The following is a 17,553-nucleotide window of genomic DNA, read 5'->3' as shown; positions in this document are numbered from 1 at the left end:
GACTCCTTCCTCCATTGGCTGCCAGCAGATTGCACCGGGGCCGATGACGACCGGCCCCGGGCGACAGGGTTACTTGAGGGTGACGATCCACTCGGCGAGGGTCTTGGCTTCTTCCGGGCTCACGGCGTTGGCGGGCATCGGAATCGGCCCCCAGACGCCTTTGCTGCCGGTCTTGATGCTGTTGGTGATATGGGCGACACCATCGGCCTGCGTGCCGTACTTGGCGGCGACTTCATGGAAGGCGGGGCCGACGAGCTTCTTGTCGACCGAATGGCAGGCTACGCAGGCCTTCGCCTTGAACAGCTCCTCGCCGGTGCTGGCCATCGCGGTTGTCTGGACCAGCAGGCCGCCGAACAGCAGGGCTACCAGGGCTTTGTTCATGAACGTCTCTCCTCACAGGCTTGGCGTTTCGAGGCGCCGATCGTTTTCGCCGGCTTCCCGCCCGGCGTCTGTGGCGATTCTAGGAGGGGCCCGTGCGGCTTTCGCTTGATGCCAATCAAGAACTTACGGCGCTGCGCTTGAGGCATTCCGTCGCGCTGGATAGCTTGCTAACCGAAACTTCCTACCGAGATTTGCCTGTCATGAATGCCCCTGCGCAGAACGATCCGCCGCTCTTCTACCAGCCGTCCGGCAACGAGGTGGCGCTGTTCACCCACGCCTCTGCGCAGGGCATGCCGGTGCTGATCAAGGGGCCGACGGGTTGCGGCAAGACCCGCTTCGTCCAGCACATGGCACAGCGCCTGAACCTGCCGCTGTATACCGTGGCCTGCCACGACGACCTGTCGGCGGCGGATCTGGTCGGTCGCCACCTGATCGGTAGCGACGGCACCTGGTGGCAGGACGGCCCGCTGACCCGCGCGGTACGCGAAGGCGGCATCTGCTACCTGGACGAAGTGGTGGAGGCGCGGCAGGACACCGTGGTGGTGCTGCACCCGCTGGCGGACGACCGCCGCGAACTGTTCATCGAGCGCACCGGCGAATCCCTGGTGGCGCCGCCGGGCTTCATGCTGGTGGTGTCCTACAACCCCGGCTATCAGAACCTGCTGAAAGGCATGAAACCCAGTACCCGCCAGCGCTTCGTTGCCCTGCGATTCGATTACCCGACGCCGGATGTCGAAGCCGGCATCATCGCCCGCGAGGCCGGTGTTTCTTCCGAGCTGGCGCAGCGCCTGGCGCAACTGGGCGTGGCCCTGCGCCGGCTGGGCCGGCAGGAGCTGGAAGAGGTCTGCTCGACGCGCCTGCTGGTACTCACCGCACGCCTGTTGCAGGCCGGCGTGGCGCCGCGCGACGCCTGCCGCGCCGGGCTCGCCGAACCGCTATCGGACGACGAGGCGACGGTTGCCGCGCTGATGGACCTGGTCGATGTCCATTTCGCCTGAAGCGCCGCTCAGTGCGCGGCGCCTGCCGGGCGACCTGGCGATGTGGTTGTTCATCCTCGCCGAGCTGACGGTCTTTGCCATCCTCATCATCGTCTTCGCCGTGACCCAGCACCTGGACGTCGAAGGCTTCCGTGCCGGACGCGCGCAGCTGGACCTGTCTACCGCCCTGGCGCTGACCCTGACCCTGCTCACTGCCGGCTTCTGCGCAGCCCTGGCCGTGGAGCAGGTGCGCCACGGCCGGCAGCGCCGAGCGGCGGCCCTGCTGGGCGTTGCCGTGCTGCTGGGGCTGGCCCACGTGGTGCTCAAGTCCGGCGAATACCATCACCTCGCCTCGCGCGGGCTGGACCTGGAATACAGCACCTTCTTCACCCTGTTCTGGCTGATCACCGGCTTCCACTTCCTGCACGTGCTGCTGGGGTTGGTGATCCTCGGCTGGATGACCCTGCGCTGCCTGCGCGGCGCCTACCGCAGCGACGCCCTGGGCGGGCTGGAGTCCGGCGCGTTGTATTGGCACATGGTCGACCTGGTCTGGGTGGTGCTGTTCCCGCTGGTCTACGTGCTGGCGCCTGGCTCATGAAGACGTTGCTGCTCGCCTGGCTGCTGATGCTGCCGATGTCCGTCGCCTCCGTCTGGCTCGGTCACCACGCACCCGACGTGCTGCTGCCGGTGGCGGTGATCCTGCTGCTGGGCCTTGGCAAGGCCTGGCTCATCGCGCTGCGCTTCATGGAGCTCAGCCACGGACCACGGCTGTGGCAATCGCTGCTGCTCGGCTGGCCGCTGGTGCTCACCGGCGTGATCCTGGCTTTGCACGCAACTCACTGATTTTTCTTTGGAAAAATACCTGACTGGAAGCATTGGTCTTTCTTGATTGCCATCAAGCAAGGCGCCTGGGGACGGTTCCTACAATGGCACCGACCGTGACCTAGGAGGGCCCCATGTCAGAGACATTTACCAAAGGGATGGCGAGGAACATCTACCTGGGAGGAGGCGTTTTCTTCTTCCTGGTGTTCCTCGCGCTGACCTATCACACCGAAACCACCTTCCCCAAGCGCACCAACCAGAGTGAACTCACCGAATCGGTGGTGCGCGGCAAGCTGGTGTGGGAGCAGAACAACTGCGTGGGTTGCCACTCGATCCTCGGTGAAGGCGCCTACTTCGCGCCGGAGCTGGGCAACGTAGCGGTCCGCCGCGGCGGTGACGCGGCCTTCGGCAGCTTCCTCGCCGCCTGGATGAAGATGCAGCCGCTGGGCGTGCCCGGTCGCCGGCAGATGCCGCAGTTCCACCTGAGCGACCAGGAGGTCACCGACCTCGCGGCGTTCCTGCTGTGGACATCGAAGATCGACACCAACAAATGGCCGCCGAACAAGGAGGGTTGAGCATGAACCCGGGCAATCCCTATCTGAAATTCGCCTCGCAGTCGGTGGCCAAGCCGTACTTCGTGTTTGCCCTGATGCTCTTCGTCGGGCAGATCGTCTTCGGGCTGATCATGGGCATGCAGTACGTGGTCGGTGACTTCCTGTTCCCGGCGATCCCCTTCAACGTCGCGCGGATGGTGCATACCAACCTGCTGATCGTCTGGCTTCTGTTCGCTTTCATGGGCGCGGCCTACTACCTGATCCCGGAAGAGGCCGACCGCGAACTGTACAGCCCGAAGCTGGCCATCGTGCTGTTCTGGGTGTTCGCCATCGCCGGCGTGCTGACCATCCTGGGCTACCTGCTTGTGCCCTACGCGGGCCTGGCGAAGATGACCCATAACGAGCTGCTGCCGACCATGGGCCGGGAGTTCCTCGAGCAGCCGACGATCACCAAGATGGGCATCGTGGTGGTGGCGCTGGGCTTCCTCTTCAACATCGGCATGACCCTGCTCAAGGGCCGCAAGACCGCCGTCAGCGTGGTGATGATGACCGGCCTGGTGGGCCTGGCGGTGTTCTTCCTGTTCTCCTTCTACAACCCGGAAAACCTGGCCCGCGACAAGTACTACTGGTGGTGGGTCGTGCACCTGTGGGTGGAGGGCGTGTGGGAACTGATCATGGGTTCGATGCTGGCCTTCGTGCTGATCAAGATCACCGGCGTCGACCGCGAGGTCGTGGAGAAATGGCTCTACGTGATCATCGCCATGGCCCTGATCACCGGCATCATCGGCACCGGCCACCACTACTTCTGGATTGGTGCGCCGCAGGTCTGGCTGTGGCTGGGTTCGATCTTCTCCGCGCTGGAGCCGCTGCCGTTCTTCGCCATGGTGCTGTTCGCCTTCAACATGGTGAACCGTCGTCGCCGTGAGCACCCGAACAAGGCCGCCGCGCTGTGGGCCCTGGGCACCACCGTGACCGCCTTCCTCGGCGCCGGCGTGTGGGGCTTCCTGCATACCCTGGCTCCGGTGAACTACTACACCCACGGCTCGCAGCTCACCGCCGCCCACGGCCACCTGGCCTTCTACGGCGCCTACGCGATGATCGTCATGACCATGATCAGCTACGCCATGCCGCGTCTGCGGGGCATCGGCGAAGCGCCCGACGCCCGTGCGCAGAGCCTGGAGATCTGGGGCTTCTGGCTGATGACCATCTCCATGCTGCTGATCACCCTGATGCTCACTGCCGCCGGCATCGTCCAGGTCTGGCTGCAACGCATGCCCGCCGATGGCGCCGCGATGCCGTTCATGGCCACGGTCGACCAGCTGAAGATCTTCTTCTGGCTGCGCCTGTACTCCGGTGTCGGTTTCTTCATCGGGCTGATCTGCTACCTGCTGAGCTTCCGCCAGCGCGGTCGCGTGGCCGTTGCCTCCGGCGCGGCGCAGGTGAGCTGATCGATACCGTCAATCCGGGCCCGTCCGCTTTGCGGCGGGCCTTTTTTCATGATGGGAGTTATCGGGAGGCAGGCACTTTCCAGCCACTCGGATAACTCCCTCTCCCTTCAGGGAGAGGGCGGGGGAGAGGGACTCGCCCAGCGCCGGAGTAGCCGGTGGCACCCTCTCCCTAACCCTCTCCCTGAAGGGAGAGGGGACTGGTTCGGTGATCTGATGTGACACCGAAGCCAGATCCTACCTTCTCCCTGGAGGCGCCATGACCATCCACCTCGAAATCGAAGAAAGCTTCGGCCGTGTCTGGCACCGCTTCATCACACGCCGCGCCAGCCCGGAGTTCGAAGAGGCGGCGGTCAACCTGGATGAAGTACGCCGCAGCCTGCTGCTGCTGTTCCGCGGTACCGGCGGCGAGGCCGGGGTCGGTGTGGAGGCGGCCAGCGCCCGCGAACTGCTGGTGCGCCGCAGCCTGCTGCAGCAGGTGGCCGGTACCTGCCAGCAACTGCCGGTGGCCTGGTTCGACGCCGATTCCCTGCGCCTGCCCGCGCAGCTGGCGGTGTACCCCGACGCCGAAATGAATCGCGAACTCTACCGCTGGCTGGCGCTGCTCGCGGCCCACAGCCAGCCGATGCGCCATTGGGCGCGGGACAACCAGGTCTGGACCTGCGCAGTGCTGGAGCGCTACCCCTTGCTGCGCCCGCGCTACCGCCGGCTGGTGGAGGCGCTGCTCGGCCTGCGGCCCGACCCCGCTGATCTGCCACCGGCGGAAGCGCAGCTGGAGCTGGCGCTGCAAAAGGCGCTGCGTGATCCGGGCAGTGTCGAGCGCCTGCCGCGCAGTGAAAAGGCGCCGTGGCCGGTGCCGTTGTGGCTCTACCCGCCACAACGACTGGCCGCGCCGCAGCACACCGACCTGATCGACGGCGACGAGCACGGCCGCTCCGCCCACAGCGAAGCCAAGGGCCTGGCACGCAAGCGCGCCGAGCGGGTCGGACAGGACCCCGGCCGCGGCGGTCTGCTGCTGTTTCGCCTGGAGAACCTGTTCAGCTGGTCCGAGCACATCGAACTGGACCGCGCCGGCGACGACAGCGAGGACCTCGATGCGGCAAAGGTTGCCGACGACCTCGATCACCTGAGCCTGTCCCGACAACGGCAGAAGAAGGGCGGCGGGCTGAAGCTCGACCTCGACCTGCCGGCCGCCGACTTCGATGACGTGCCGCTGGGCGAGGGCATCCGCCTGCCGGAATGGGATTATCGTCGCCAGCAACTGATCGACGATCACGTCTGCCTGCAACCGATGCTGCCACGCGATGCCGTGCCGGCACCGCTGCCGGATTCCCTGGCGTCGATCGCGCGGCGACTGCGCCGGCAGTTCGAGAGCCTGCGCCAGCAGCCACAGTGGCTGCGCCGGCAACCCCAGGGAGCGGAACTGGACCTGGAGGCTTGGCTGGACTTCAACGTCGAACGGCGCCTCGGCGCGTGCAGCGAGCCGGGTTTGTTCCTTGAACGCCGGCAGACCCGCCGCGATCTCGCGTGCCTGTTGCTGGCGGACCTGTCGATGTCCACCGACGCGCACATCGACAACGAACACCGGGTGATCGACCTGATCAGCGACAGCCTGCTGCTGTTCGGCGAGGCGCTGCAGGCGGTGGGCGATCGGTTCGCGCTGTACGGCTTTTCCTCGCTGCGTCGCCAGCAGGTGCGCCTGACCCAGCTGAAGACCTTCGACGAGCGCCACAACGATGTGGTGCGCGGACGCATTCGCGCGCTGCGGCCGGGCTACTACACGCGCATGGGCGCGGCGATTCGCCGGGCCACGCAGCTCCTGCTGGAGCGCAAGGAGCGCCAGCGCGTGCTGCTGATCCTCACCGACGGCAAGCCCAATGACCTGGACTTGTACGAGGGCCGCTACGGCGTCGAGGATACCCGTCAGGCCGTGCTCGAAGCCCGCCGCGCGGGGCTGGTGCCGTTCTGCATCACCATCGACCGCGAGGCGGCCGATTACCTGCCCCACCTGTTCGGCAGCCAGGGCTACCTGCTGATCAACGATCCGGCGCAACTGCCGGTGCAACTGCCGCAGCTCTACCGGCAGCTCACCCGCCGGCAGGGCTGACTCACTGTAGGAGCGGCGTCAGATCGGTGACGTAGGGCGAATGAAGCGGAACGCTTCATCCGCCGTGGCGGATAACGCCTGGGGCGTTAAGCGCCCTACGAGGTATCGGTGGGAAGCGGGAAATCAGCGCGGCAACCAGACCATCATCACCCCGCAGAACACCGCGAGGATGGCGCAGTACCAGGCGAAGCGCCGCAGCCGGCGCTGCTTCCCCAGTTCCTGCTGCACCGGCAGGGGCATCCCGCACTGCGGGCAGTCCGCAGCGTCCTCGGGGCTCTCGTGCTGGCAGTACAGGCACTGACGCATGGCTTACTCGAACTGTTCCAGCCGCGAGACGTCGAGGACCTGAACGGTGCGGCCGTTGAGGTCGATGATGTGCTCGTCGATGAGTCGCCGCAGCACGCGGGAGAAGGTCTCCGGCTGGATCGACAGGTGCCCGGCCACCAGCTGCTTGGCCATCGGCAGTTCGAAGCGCTGGTCCGCGTTGCCATGGCGGTTGAGCTGGGTGATGAGGTAGCGCACCACGCGGTGGGTGGAATTCTTCAGCGACAGCGTCTCGATCTCGTTGATCCGCCGGTGCAGGCGCACGCAGAGGGTGGCGAGCAGCGAGAAGGGCAGCTGCGGGTTGCTGTGCAGCAGCTCCATGTAGGTGCGGTTGGCGAAGCGGTAGACCTGCGTGGGCTCCAGCGCCTGGGCCGAGGCCACGTAGTCGGAGGTGTCCATCAGCATCATGGCTTCGGCGAAGGTCTGCCGGCTACCGACCACCTCCAGCACCTTTTCCTGCCCCTCTGGGGTCAGGCGGTAGATCTTCACCGCGCCGGAAATCACGAAATAGAAGGCGTGGGCCGGCTCGCCCTGGAGGAACAGCTTGTCGCCCTTCTCCAGGTTGAGCAGCGTGCTGGTGGCGAGCAGCTGCTCCAGCTGTTCTTCGTTGAGCACGTTGAACAGGTGGTGGCCGCACAGAATCTGGTGGTGGACGCGATGCGCGAGCATGGCGGAGCGCTCCTGGGCGGGGACATTCCCGCCAGTATGCGCGATGCCGTCAGGCAGCGTGGTGAGACAAGCTGTCACTGGTCGCCCTCCTGGCTTCCGGTCCGGCACTCAGGCCGGGTGGTTGGCGCCCAGGAACAGCAGGTTGTTCTCCAGGTGGATGTGCTGCATGAGGTCGCGGCGCAGTTCTTCCAGGCCGCTGTAGAGGCGACGCCAGCTGTTGCAGCCATCCGCCGGCACGGTGAGGTCGTCGGTCAGGTCGGCCAGCGCGGCGAGGGACTGCGAGTGTTCGTCGTGCTCATGGCGCATCACGCCGATCGGGCCCTGCACGTGGGTCAGCGGGATGCCCTGGCGCAGCCAGGGGAACAGCACGCTTTCCTCCTTGCACATGTGCCATTCCAGTTCTTCCTGCATCTGCTTCAGGTGCGCGGTCAGCCCGGCCGGGCATTGCGGATGGGCGGCGTGGGTCTTTTCGACGCGCTCGGCCAGCGGGATCAGTGCCGGCAGCTGTTCGCGGTGAACCTTGTGGTAGCGCTCGAGGATGTGGTCGATCAGTTGGTCGTTGCTGGTCAGGCGCCAGTCGGTCTGATCGTTGGCGGGGGGCAGCGCCTGCAGTTCGGCGGCAATGCGCTGGGCGTCGAGGCCCTGTTCGCTGGCGGCTTCGCCCAGGCTGCGCTGGCCGGCGCAGCAGAAGTCGAGTTTGTAGTCGTGGAACAGTGCGCAGCTGCCCGGCAGGCTGAAGGCCAGGTCGCTCAGGGTACGCTCGGTGAGGTTGTCGTTCATGGCGGGCCTCGGGGGGAGTGGGGTACGGCGGCCGCAGTCGTCGTGGCGGTGGGTGGTGAGTCTAGGGAAACAGGAGCGGCGGTCTCCTTGACTGCAGTCAAGCGCCCTCGTGCGCCACTTCCCGCTCGTCGCCACCGGCCACCCGCATCAGTTGCTGCGGATCGCACACCAGCAGCTTCTGCCGGCCGCCGACCACCAGGCCGCGGTCTTCCCAGGCACGGAGGATGCGCGAAACGGTGTGCAGGGTGGTGCCGGTCATCTCGGCAATGTCCTGGCGGGTGACCGGGAAGTCGATGCGGATACCGTCGGCTTCCGGTCGTCCGGACTGTTGCACCAGGCGCAGCACGGTGTGGGCGACGCGCCGCTCGACCTCTTCGGTGGCCAGTTCGCAGAAGCGTACGTGGGCTTCCTGCAGGCGCTCGCCGATGGCCTGCACGGTGTTCAGGGCGAAGCCGGGGTGACAGGCGAGCAGCGGTTCCCACTGGCTGGTGGGCCAGGCCAGGACCAGGCTGTCCTGGCTGGCGGTGGCGGTCGCCGGATAGTCGCGCCGGCCGAGGGCGCGGACGAAGCCGAACAGATCACCCGGATTGACCACGCGCACCAGCACGCGTTGGCCGTCGCCGGTGAGCTGGGTGGCTTTCAGCCGGCCGTGCACCAGCAGGTAGAAACTGGTCGCCGGCGAGCCTTGCTCGAACACGGCCACGCCGCTGTTCAGGCGCAGGATGCTGGCCTGATGGAGGATGTCGTCCTGTTCCTCGCGGCTGCTGTTGGCGAAGGGCGGCAAGCTGCCCAGCCAGGCGCGGTTGAGGGAGAGATTGGCGGTCACGTCAATGATTCCCGGAGGTCCCGCCGCAGCATAACGGTTATGCGTGGCGGCGAAACTTGAGGGGAATCAAGGGATCTCCCTGACCAGGCGGAAACCGAGGTTGTCCGGTGGCTGCCCGGCGCTGCAGCCGCCGCCGCGGGCGTCGCGGACGAAATCGTTGATAGCCGCGCGGTGGCGGCCTTCGGCGATGCGGATCGAGCAGTACTCGGCGCGGTGGGTCTGGGCGCCCTGAGCGTCGAGGTTGACCCGCTGGTGGCAGCTCTGGGTCCACTCCCAGACGTTGCCGCCCAGGTCGGCCACGCCGTACTCGTTCAGCCCGTGGTTGCCTCGTGCCTGGGGTAGCGCCGAGGCGCTGGTGCGGGTCTCCGCTTCCAGGCGATAACGCGCCAGCCAGCGCCGGGCGGGGTTGCTGCCATCGTCGTCTTCGATGCGCAGGGCATCGTCGGCCCAGCGCGAACCAGCGAAGAAGGCCCACTCGCGGTCGGTCGGCAGCCGCCATTGCTGGCCGGTGCGTTTGGACAGCCAGTCTGCGTAGAGCTGCGCGTCCAGCAGGCTGGCGCCGGTCAAGGGCAGGTCGTCGCGGGGAGCGCTGTTGTCCAGCGCCAGGCAATCGCCTTCGACCACGCAGCGGGCGTACTCGCCCTGGCTGACCTGGAATTTCATCACTTCGAAGCGCGGGGCGAGGTGTTCACGCTGCGACGGCGCATCCACGGCCTGCTTCTCCAGCCAGTAGTCGCCCGCCGGGCGGAAGTCGAAGTCGCGGGGTTCGAGTCTCACGGTTTGCGGAGCGAGTTCCGGTGCGTACTGTGGCCGCAGCAGGAGGAAGGCCCCGCCCAGCAGCAGGGTGACGGGGATGCCGATCAGAATGGTCTTGCGCATGGTTTGCCCGGTCGCCGGTATCGATTACTGGGAAGGGCCGGCCCGGATGAGCCGGCCTCAGGGCTTACTTGATCGCGGTCGGCGGCTGGATCTGGCTCATCAGGTCGTTGTTCCATTTGCCTTCGACCTGAATGTGCGCCGCGGCACCCAGCAGTACAGCCTCGATGAGGTTGTGGTTGAGGTAGGTGTACAGGCCCGGCTGCAGGAAGGTGTACAGCGCCGCCCCTGCCGCGCCGCCCGGGATGAACCAGGTTTCCAGGTCTTCCTCCGGCGGGTTGTGGAACTTGCCGGTGGCCCAGACGTGGTCGCCATGGCCGCCGATCAGGTGCGGACGGGTATCGCGGTTGGCCTGGGAGTGGATGATCAGCAGGGTCTCGCCGACATTCGCGGTAAGCGCGTTCTTGCCAGTCAGGGCGCCGACCTTGCCGTTGAACACGATGTGGCTGGGGATCAGCCCCTTCATGACTTCCTGCATGTCGTTGTAGCTTTCCATCGGCGTGCCGTAGCGCTTGAACTTGCCGTCCTTGTCGCGCGGGACGTAGTAGTCCTGCTCGCCGATGTAGACCACCTTGTCATATTTCAGGGCCTTGCCTTCGCGGTCCTTGAGGCCGTCGCGCGGCAGCACCATGATCGCGCCGTTCATGCCCGAGACCACGTGCCACGGGATCATCGCGCCGCCCGGTGCGCAGTGATAGACGAACACGCCGGGGCGGGTCGCCCTGAAGCGCAGCTTCACTTCCTCGCCGGGCTGAATGATGGTCAGTGCGCCGCCACCCAGGGCGCCGGTGGAGGCGTGGAAGTCGATGTTGTGGGTCAGGGTGTTGGTCGCCGGGTTGACCAGGGTGAGCTCCAGGTAGTCGTCCTGGTGCACCACCATCATCGGCCCGGGCACCGAGCCATTGAAGGTCATGGCGTGGATCTCGGTGCCGTCGTCGTCGATGACCAGCTTCTTCTCCTCGATCACCATGCGGAACTGCACGACCTTGGGCTTGCCCTTGGCGCGCTGTTCGTGAGCATGCACGAAGGGCGGAGCGACCAGTTCGACCTGGACGTGCTCCAGCTTCGAAAGGTCCAGGGCCGGCCCCATGTCCTTCGGTGCTGCCTCCCCGTCGGCCATGGCCTTGCCGCTGCCGAGCATGCTGCCGGTAACGCCCAGTACCACGGCGCCGGCCAGCAGGGTGCGGCGGGAAAGCGAAATCTCTTCCTGATCAAGCATGGGTATCTCTCCGTAATCGACGAACTGTCGTTGGCTTCAGAAATACCCGGTTGGCAAAAGCCTTCTTTGAGCCGGAACAAAGAAGGGCCCAGCTGGACAACGTGTCGCAGGCTCTGTTGTGCGGTAGATCGCGTTTACAGTCTTGTACCCACGCGGACGGGCAAGACCGGGCGCAGCGAGGTAAGATTCTTCCTGCTCTGATTTCCGGCCCGGCGTGCGGGCTCCAACGGACAAGGATCATTCATGCGTCTGTACGGACTGACCCTGCTGGCCCTGATCACCGGCTGCCTTGGCGTGCAGGAAGCGCGCGCGAGCAGCGACGACTCTTGCTACCCGAGCTGGAACCTCAAGCGCGACTCGCTGGACGTGTGCAACAGCCTGCCGTTCCTCAGCCCGGGCAACGACAGCCGGGTCAACCTGCAGCTGCTGCTGGCCGACGCCGGCCAGGCCAGTATTCCCAACCGCGCGCTGACCGATGACGAGCAGCAGTTGGGCTACGGTCAGGTGCCTTTCCCGCTGGCGCGCTGGCTGGAAGGTGCAGCGCCGGGGGAGTCGACCGACAGCTCCGGCGCTGCCAGCACCGCGCCGCTGGCCGACCTCGCCGCGCGCATCGGCCTGCCGGCGGATGCCGTGCAATCCGCCGCCGACAGCTTCGCCAGTGGTGAAGGCAGCCGCTGCCGCAGCAACAATGCCGCTACCGCCCAGGACTTCCTCAGCCAGCTGTTGCTGGTCGACAGCCTTTCCGCCAGCGAACGCCAGGGCCTGGCGCGGGCACGCCTGACCCTCCTGAGCGCCTGCCAGTGGGACGAAACCCAGCTCAGCGTGCTGCTGCCGGGTGACCTGCAGAGCGCGCCGGCCAAGGCTTACCGCAGCTACCTGAAGGGCGCCGCGGACTTCTACAGCGGGCGCTTCGGCGACGCGCTGAAATCCTTCCGCGCCCTGCTGGACAGCGACCAGCCCTGGTTGAAGGAAAGCTCGCGCTACATGGTCGCCCGCACCCTGCTCAACCAGGCGCAGCAGAACGCCTTCGACGAGATGGGCTACCCAGACCTGCGCAAGGTCGACAAGAAGATCCTCGCCCAGGCCGAAACCGCGCTGGGCGACTACCTCAAGGCTTATCCACAGGGCCGGTACAGCGCTTCGGCCAAGGGGCTGAAGCGTCGCGTCTACTGGCTGATGAGCGACGAAAGCCGGCTGGCTGGCGAGTACTCCGCGTTGTTTGCCCGCGAGGATGCTGACGATCTCGGCCAACTGGTGCAGGAAGTCGACAACAAGCTGCTGGTCACCGCCCACCCGGCCGACGTGCGCGACGCACGCCTGCTGGCGGTGCTCGACCTGATGCAGATGCGCCACCACGAGCCCAACGAGCCTCGCGCCCTCGACGCCGCCGGCCTGGCCGCGCAGAAGGACCTGTTCGCCAAGTACCCCGGCCTGCACGACTACCTGACCGCGGCCTACCAGCTGTATGTCGAGGAAAAGCCCGGGGAAGCGCTCAAGTCCCTGCCCGAGGAGCTGCCGGCCAAGCTCGACTACCTCGCCTTCAGCCAGCAGACCCTGCGGGGCTTCGCCCTGGAAGCCGGCAACGACTGGATCGCCGCCGAGAAGCTCTGGCTGCGCCTGCTGCCGCTGGCCGAGCAGCCGCTGCAGCGCGAGCAGCTGGAGCTGGCGCTGGCCTTCAACTACGAGCGCAGCGATCGGCTGGTGAAGGTCTTCGCCGAAGGCTCGCCAGTGCATACGCCGATCATCCGCGAGATTCTCCTGCGCCACGTCGCCGGCCCCGACCTGCTGCGCCAGCAGGCGAAATCCGCCAGCGTGTCGGTAGAGGAGCGCGATACCGCATTGTTCGCGCTGCTCTACAAGGACCTGCTGCATGGGCAGTACCAGGCCTATATCGACGACCTCGCCCTGTTGCCCACCGACGGCAGCGGCAAGCCGCTGGGCGCCAGCATCGGCTACCTCTACGGCAGCATGCCGCTGTCGCTGTTCCAGTGGCCGGGCGGCAAGAACGACACCGGCTACGAATGCCCGGCCATCGTCGACGTCGCCCGCGACCTGCTGCAGAACCCGCAGCCGCCCAAGGCGCTGAACTGCCTCGGCGAGTTCATCCTGCGCAACGGCCTGGACGGCTTCCCCCTGGATACCCAGCCCAGCGAGCGCGAGCTGGGTGGCGGTGAATCGCTGTTCCCCGGCACGCCCTATTCGCGCATGGACGGCTACCTCAAGGTCATCGCCGACAAGCAGGCCGTGGAAGAGGACCGCGCCTACGCGCTGTTCCGCGCCATCAACTGCTTCGCGCCCAGCGGCTTCAATGGCTGCGGCAGCCAGGACATCGCCCCGTCGCAGCGCAAGCAGTGGTTCCGCACCCTCAAGGGCCAGTACTCCGCTACGCCCTGGGCGAAGTCCCTGAAGTACTACTGGTAAGCCCCGTGCGGCGCGTGCTGGCCCTGGTGCTGGCGTTGCTCGCGGGCAATGCCCCGGCAGCCGGCGTGGACGCTGCGGACCACGATGCCTTCTGGCTCTGGAGCGGTGTTACGCCCCAGCCGGTGCTGGCCCAGGCACGAACGCTCTACGTGCTGCAGGGGCAGGTCAGCGCATCGCGCCACAGCGACGGGCGCGCCCGCCTGATCGCCCAGGGCATCGCCATCCCGCGCCTGAAGCAGGGCGAGGTTTGGGTGGTCTACCGCGCCCACACCCTGCGCTGGAACGAGGACATCTACCGCACCCTGCTGTCCCAGCTGCGTCGCTGGCGCGCCGCGGGCAATCCGGTGGTGGGCGTGCAGATCGACTTCGACGCGCGCACGCGTTACCTGAACGAGTACGTCGACTTCCTCCAGGACCTGCGCACGCGCCTGCCTGAAGGCTGCAAGCTGAGCATCACCGGGCTGATGGACTGGGGCAGCAACGCCGCGCCGGAAACCATCAACCGCCTGGCCGGCGTGGTGGACGAGGTGGTGGTGCAGACCTACCAGGGGCGCCAGACCATTCCCAACTACCAGGCCTACCTGCCGCGCGTGGCGCGCCTGCAACTGCCTTTCCGCATCGGCCTGGCGCAGTACGGGGAATGGCAGGCACCGGCCTATCTGGCGAAGAGCCGGTGGTTCAGGGGGTATGTGGTGTTCCTGCAGAACCCTTAGCGGCGCAGGTCGGAATCGGGTAGGGCGCATAACGCCTCGGGCGTTATCCGCCCTACGGTCTGAACCCATTCGAGCTGGGTCGGAGGCTCTAGGTAGGATGGGTGGAGCGGAGCGATACCCATGCTGATGGTGCCGGTGATCGATGGGTATCGCTTTGCTCCACGCCATCCTACGTTCGTGCCCGCAGGATGTTTCGGTAGGAGATTGGGGGGATTTGGGGCTCAGACGCCGCCACACCCGCACTTGCCGCAATCGCTCCCGCAACCGCCGGCCGCCGCCGGTTCCCGTGCATCGCGGGTGCTGCCGCCATTGAGGTTGCGCATCAGCAGCGCGTACTGCAGGTCCAGCTCCTCGGGCACCGGCAGGTAGACCACATGCCCATCACCGGGCGCGACACCGATGGCTTCGCCGCGGCTGTTCTCCAGCGCATGCAGACGGAAAGTGCGGTTGCCGGCCGGCGTCATCAGCTCGACGCTGTCGCCGACCTCGAAGCGGTTCTTCACCCGCACCTCGGCCAGGCCGTGGCGCCGCTCGCCGGTGAACTCGCCGACGAACTGCTGGCGCTCGGAGAGGGAGTGGCCGTATTGGTAGTTCTGGTACTCATCGTGCACATGGCGGCGCAGGAAGCCCTCGGTGTAGCCGCGGTGGGCGAGGGACTCCAGGGTATCCATCAGGCCGAGGTCGAAGGCGCGCCCGGCGACGGCATCGTCGATGGCCTTGCGGTAGGCCTGGGCGGTGCGCGCGACGTAGTAGTGCGACTTGGTCCGGCCCTCGATCTTCAGCGAATGCACACCCATCTGCGTCAAGCGCTGCACGTGCTGGATGGCGCGCAGGTCCTTGGAATTCATGATGTAGGTGCCGTGCTCGTCCTCGAAGGCCTCCATCAGCTCACCGGGGCGGTTGGCTTCTTCGAGCAGGACGATTTCCTGGCTCGGCGCGCCGATGCCCAGGGTTGGTTCGACGTTGCGCACCGCGTGGCCCAGTTCATCCTCGTGGGCGGCGTGGGTCTGGTACTCCCAGCGGCAGGCGTTGGTGCAGGTGCCCTGGTTGGGGTCGCGGCGGTTGATGTAGCCCGACAGCAGGCAGCGCCCGGAATAGGCCATGCACAGCGCGCCGTGGACGAAGACCTCCAGTTCCATGCCCGGCACGCGCTCGCGGATCTCGCCGATTTCCTCCAGCGACAGCTCGCGGGACAGGATCACCCGCTTGAGTCCCTGCTGGCGCCAGAACTCCACGCTGGCCCAGTTCACCGCGTTGGCCTGCACCGAGAGATGAATATCAACCTCGGGAAAATGCTGGCGAACCAGCATGATCAGGCCGGGATCTGACATGATCAGCGCATCGGGTCCGAGGGCGATCACCGACTCCACGTCCTGCAGGAAGGTCCTCAGCTTGGCGTTGTGCGGGGCGATGTTGACCACCACGTACAGGCGCTTGCCCCGGGCGTGGGCTTCATTGATGCCGGTGGCGAGGTTGGCGTGGTCGAATTCGTTGTTGCGCACCCGCAGGCTGTAGCGTGGCTGGCCGGCGTAGACGGCATCGGCGCCATAGGCGAAGGCGTGGCGCAGGCTCTTCAGCGAGCCGGCGGGGCAGAGCAGTTCGGGGGAAAATGGCGTGGGGGACATGGCGGCGCAGCGGGTAGTGGGAAAAAGGCCGCCACTCTAGGAAATCCGCGGGCTGCGCGTGCTGAGCGAAGTCAACGGATGGCATCGCGCTCCGGTAAATCCGACATGCGTAGGAGCGGACTCTGTCCGCGATGTGCCGCCGGCTGGCTCGGAGTGGCCGGAAAGCGATCGCGGACGAAGTCCGCTCCTACGCCAGGCACGTCTCTCCGGTGAATCGGCGTACAACCGCGAACGGTTGTACGCCCTGCGCGTTCACTCCAGCCATTTGCGGCCCTGCAGCTCCAGCAGCGTCTGCGCCTGTTCCGGTCCATTGCTGCCGGCGGGGTAGGGGCGCGGGCTCAGGTAGTGTTCGTGCCAGCCCTTGATGATCGGGTCGATCCAGCTCCAGGCCGCTTCCACCTCGTCGCGGCGCATGAACAGCGTCGAGTCGCCCTCGATCACGTCCAGCAGCAGGCGTTCGTAGGCGTCCCAGCGGCGCTTGTTGGTGCTGAAGGCCTGGGCGAGGTTGAGGTCCAGTTCCACCGGCTCCAGCTGCATGCCCTTGCCGGGGGTCTTGGCCATCAACTGCACGCTGATGCGCTCCTCCGGCTGCAGTCTTATCCACAGGCGGTTGGCCGCGCCGGCGCCGCTGCCGATCAGGCTGTTGGGCACCGGCTTGAACTGGATGACGATCTCCGAGCATTTCTTCGCCATGCGCTTGCCAGTGCGCAGGTAGAACGGCACGCCGGCCCAGCGCCAGTTGTCGATCTCGGCCTGAACGGCGACGAAGGTCTCGGTATCGCTGTCGTTGTCGACATTTTTCTCGAACCAGTAGGCCGGCACTTCCTGCCCGCCGATGTGCCCGGCGGTGTATTGGCCGCGCACGGTCTTGTCCTGCACGTCCTGCCCGGAAATCGCCCTGAGCGCCTGGAGGATCTTCACCTTCTCGTTGCGCACCGCCTCGGCGTCGAAACGCACCGGCGCCTCCATGGTCACCAGGCAGAGCAGTTGCAGCAGGTGGTTCTGCACCATGTCGCGCATGGCGCCGGCATGGTCGTAGTAGCTGCCGCGGTTTTCCACGCCCAGGGTTTCACTCACGGTGATCTGTACGTGGTCGATGTGCCCGTTGCGCCACACCGGCTCGAACAGGGTATTGGCAAAGCGCAGGGCCATCAGGTTCTGCACGGTTTCCTTGCCCAGGTAGTGATCGATGCGGAACACCCGCGACTCGTCGAAGACTTCACCGATCGCCTGGTTGATCGCCACCGCCGACTCCAGCGAATGCCCCAGCGGCTTCTCCAGCACGATGCGCGCCAGCGGCCCGGCGAGGCCGGCGATCTTCAGGTTCTGGGCAATCGGTGCGAACAGGCTCGGCGCGGTGGCCAGGTAGTGCACCAGCACACGGCCCTCCGTGCGCTTGAGGGCCTTGGCCACACGACCGAAGTCGGCGCTCTGGGAAGCGTCCATCGCCACGTATTCCAGGCGCTGGGCGAAACTGCGCCAGGCCTCGGCGGAAAAGTCGCTGCGTGCCACCTGGGCGCGGCAGTTGCGTTCGGCCAGGGCGAGGTAGGCGGCGTTGTCGCGCTGGCTGCGGGCGAGGGCGAAGATCCGCGTGTCGGCCGGCAGGCGATTCTCCCGGTGCAGGTGGTACAGCGCCGGCAGCAGCTTGTGCAGCGCCAGGTCACCACTGCCGCCGAACACCAGAATGTCGCAGGAGCTGGGAAGACTAAGGCTGGCGGGCGTATTCAAGACTTATTCCCTGGGCGTGGCGGTTAGTTTTGTAGTATAACTACAACAAGACTACATAAATTTCAGACAACTATCACCGAGCCTAT

The 17,553-nt window shown here is 66.3% G+C and carries 17 protein-coding genes; 8 read left to right on the top strand and 9 right to left on the bottom strand.

Annotated features, from left to right (window positions below):
* Window positions 1–69: 69 nt before the first annotated feature.
* Complete coding sequence (locus tag J2T47_RS00410; protein WP_253441462.1) at window positions 70–381, bottom strand: c-type cytochrome; 312 nt, start codon at window positions 379–381, stop codon at window positions 70–72.
* A 200-nt stretch (window positions 382–581) separates the two neighbouring features.
* Here J2T47_RS00410 and J2T47_RS00405 point away from each other — a divergent pair, with 200 nt between their 5' ends.
* The 6 genes from J2T47_RS00405 to J2T47_RS00380 all read left to right on the top strand — a co-directional run bounded on the left by J2T47_RS00405 (window position 582) and on the right by J2T47_RS00380 (window position 6,286).
* On the top strand, window positions 582–1,379 hold the full coding sequence (locus tag J2T47_RS00405) for a CbbQ/NirQ/NorQ/GpvN family protein (RefSeq protein ID WP_253441461.1): 798 nt from the start codon (window positions 582–584) through the stop codon (window positions 1,377–1,379).
* The gene (locus J2T47_RS00400) at window positions 1,363–1,956 is read left to right on the top strand and encodes a cytochrome c oxidase subunit 3 (protein ID WP_253441460.1); all 594 of its coding nucleotides are present in this window, start codon (window positions 1,363–1,365) and stop codon (window positions 1,954–1,956) included. Before J2T47_RS00405 ends, J2T47_RS00400 begins: the two co-directional genes overlap by 17 nt.
* A complete protein-coding gene (locus tag J2T47_RS00395; protein WP_253441459.1) occupies window positions 1,953–2,201 on the top strand; it encodes a cytochrome C oxidase subunit IV family protein in 249 nt (82 codons plus the stop codon). Before J2T47_RS00400 ends, J2T47_RS00395 begins: the two co-directional genes overlap by 4 nt.
* A gap of 113 nt (window positions 2,202–2,314) precedes the next feature.
* Complete coding sequence (locus J2T47_RS00390; protein ID WP_045213987.1) at window positions 2,315–2,755, top strand: c-type cytochrome; 441 nt, start codon at window positions 2,315–2,317, stop codon at window positions 2,753–2,755.
* Window positions 2,756–2,757: 2 nt separating this feature from the next.
* Complete coding sequence (locus J2T47_RS00385) at window positions 2,758–4,182, top strand: cbb3-type cytochrome c oxidase subunit I (protein WP_253441458.1); 1,425 nt, start codon at window positions 2,758–2,760, stop codon at window positions 4,180–4,182.
* 256 nt (window positions 4,183–4,438) lie between these two features.
* On the top strand, window positions 4,439–6,286 hold the full coding sequence (locus J2T47_RS00380) for a nitric oxide reductase activation protein NorD (protein ID WP_253441457.1): 1,848 nt from the start codon (window positions 4,439–4,441) through the stop codon (window positions 6,284–6,286).
* A 123-nt stretch (window positions 6,287–6,409) separates the two neighbouring features.
* On the opposite strand, the gene J2T47_RS00375 is transcribed toward J2T47_RS00380, so the two are convergent.
* The 6 genes from J2T47_RS00375 to nirK all read right to left on the bottom strand — a co-directional run bounded on the left by J2T47_RS00375 (window position 6,410) and on the right by nirK (window position 10,980).
* Window positions 6,410–6,592: a protein DnrP gene (locus J2T47_RS00375; protein WP_253441456.1), complete on the bottom strand. Its 183-nt coding sequence runs from the start codon at window positions 6,590–6,592 to the stop codon at window positions 6,410–6,412.
* A gap of 3 nt (window positions 6,593–6,595) precedes the next feature.
* Window positions 6,596–7,279, bottom strand: a complete 684-nt coding sequence (locus tag J2T47_RS00370) for a Crp/Fnr family transcriptional regulator (RefSeq protein ID WP_253441454.1) — start codon at window positions 7,277–7,279, stop codon at window positions 6,596–6,598.
* A gap of 108 nt (window positions 7,280–7,387) precedes the next feature.
* Window positions 7,388–8,059 carry an iron-sulfur cluster repair protein YtfE gene (ytfE, locus tag J2T47_RS00365; RefSeq protein ID WP_253441452.1) on the bottom strand — a complete coding sequence of 224 codons (672 nt, stop codon included), beginning with the start codon at window positions 8,057–8,059 and terminating at the stop codon, window positions 7,388–7,390.
* Window positions 8,060–8,156: 97 nt separating this feature from the next.
* Window positions 8,157–8,885, bottom strand: coding sequence for a Crp/Fnr family transcriptional regulator (locus J2T47_RS00360; RefSeq protein ID WP_253441450.1), 729 nt, complete (start codon window positions 8,883–8,885; stop codon window positions 8,157–8,159).
* A 66-nt stretch (window positions 8,886–8,951) separates the two neighbouring features.
* The gene (locus tag J2T47_RS00355; protein ID WP_253441448.1) at window positions 8,952–9,764 is read right to left on the bottom strand and encodes an SUMF1/EgtB/PvdO family nonheme iron enzyme; all 813 of its coding nucleotides are present in this window, start codon (window positions 9,762–9,764) and stop codon (window positions 8,952–8,954) included.
* A gap of 64 nt (window positions 9,765–9,828) precedes the next feature.
* The gene (gene nirK / locus J2T47_RS00350; protein ID WP_437180941.1) at window positions 9,829–10,980 is read right to left on the bottom strand and encodes a copper-containing nitrite reductase; all 1,152 of its coding nucleotides are present in this window, start codon (window positions 10,978–10,980) and stop codon (window positions 9,829–9,831) included.
* Between the two features lie 243 nt (window positions 10,981–11,223).
* Here nirK and J2T47_RS00345 point away from each other — a divergent pair, with 243 nt between their 5' ends.
* Window positions 11,224–13,401 carry an outer membrane assembly lipoprotein YfiO gene (locus J2T47_RS00345; RefSeq protein ID WP_253441446.1) on the top strand — a complete coding sequence of 726 codons (2,178 nt, stop codon included), beginning with the start codon at window positions 11,224–11,226 and terminating at the stop codon, window positions 13,399–13,401.
* Between the two features lie 5 nt (window positions 13,402–13,406).
* Window positions 13,407–14,114: a DUF3142 domain-containing protein gene (locus J2T47_RS00340; protein ID WP_253441444.1), complete on the top strand. Its 708-nt coding sequence runs from the start codon at window positions 13,407–13,409 to the stop codon at window positions 14,112–14,114.
* 221 nt (window positions 14,115–14,335) lie between these two features.
* On the opposite strand, the gene trhP is transcribed toward J2T47_RS00340, so the two are convergent.
* Both trhP and zwf read right to left on the bottom strand, forming a co-directional pair.
* Window positions 14,336–15,739, bottom strand: a complete 1,404-nt coding sequence (gene trhP / locus J2T47_RS00335; protein ID WP_253441442.1) for a prephenate-dependent tRNA uridine(34) hydroxylase TrhP — start codon at window positions 15,737–15,739, stop codon at window positions 14,336–14,338.
* Between the two features lie 252 nt (window positions 15,740–15,991).
* Window positions 15,992–17,467, bottom strand: a complete 1,476-nt coding sequence (gene zwf / locus J2T47_RS00330) for a glucose-6-phosphate dehydrogenase (protein ID WP_253441441.1) — start codon at window positions 17,465–17,467, stop codon at window positions 15,992–15,994.
* Between the last annotated feature and the right edge of the window lie 86 nt (window positions 17,468–17,553).

This window comes from Pseudomonas nitroreducens (assembly GCF_024170165.1).
Classification (GTDB): Bacteria; Pseudomonadota; Gammaproteobacteria; order Pseudomonadales; family Pseudomonadaceae; genus Pseudomonas; species Pseudomonas nitroreducens_C.
This window is presented reverse-complemented; position numbering and strand designations above follow the sequence as displayed.

Coding starts and splice junctions, on each gene's coding strand:
- J2T47_RS00345 (WP_253441446.1), top strand. CDS start 11,224: ATGCGTCTGTACGGACTGACCCTGCTGGCCCTGATCACCGGCTGCCTT.
- J2T47_RS00375 (WP_253441456.1), bottom strand. CDS start 6,592: ATGCGTCAGTGCCTGTACTGCCAGCACGAGAGCCCCGAGGACGCTGCG.
- ytfE (WP_253441452.1), bottom strand. CDS start 8,059: ATGAACGACAACCTCACCGAGCGTACCCTGAGCGACCTGGCCTTCAGC.
- J2T47_RS00355 (WP_253441448.1), bottom strand. CDS start 9,764: ATGCGCAAGACCATTCTGATCGGCATCCCCGTCACCCTGCTGCTGGGC.
- J2T47_RS00385 (WP_253441458.1), top strand. CDS start 2,758: ATGAACCCGGGCAATCCCTATCTGAAATTCGCCTCGCAGTCGGTGGCC.
- J2T47_RS00400 (WP_253441460.1), top strand. CDS start 1,363: ATGTCCATTTCGCCTGAAGCGCCGCTCAGTGCGCGGCGCCTGCCGGGC.
- J2T47_RS00390 (WP_045213987.1), top strand. CDS start 2,315: ATGTCAGAGACATTTACCAAAGGGATGGCGAGGAACATCTACCTGGGA.
- J2T47_RS00370 (WP_253441454.1), bottom strand. CDS start 7,279: ATGCTCGCGCATCGCGTCCACCACCAGATTCTGTGCGGCCACCACCTG.
- J2T47_RS00380 (WP_253441457.1), top strand. CDS start 4,439: ATGACCATCCACCTCGAAATCGAAGAAAGCTTCGGCCGTGTCTGGCAC.
- J2T47_RS00410 (WP_253441462.1), bottom strand. CDS start 381: ATGAACAAAGCCCTGGTAGCCCTGCTGTTCGGCGGCCTGCTGGTCCAG.
- J2T47_RS00395 (WP_253441459.1), top strand. CDS start 1,953: ATGAAGACGTTGCTGCTCGCCTGGCTGCTGATGCTGCCGATGTCCGTC.
- nirK (WP_437180941.1), bottom strand. CDS start 10,980: ATGCTTGATCAGGAAGAGATTTCGCTTTCCCGCCGCACCCTGCTGGCC.
- J2T47_RS00405 (WP_253441461.1), top strand. CDS start 582: ATGAATGCCCCTGCGCAGAACGATCCGCCGCTCTTCTACCAGCCGTCC.
- trhP (WP_253441442.1), bottom strand. CDS start 15,739: ATGTCCCCCACGCCATTTTCCCCCGAACTGCTCTGCCCCGCCGGCTCG.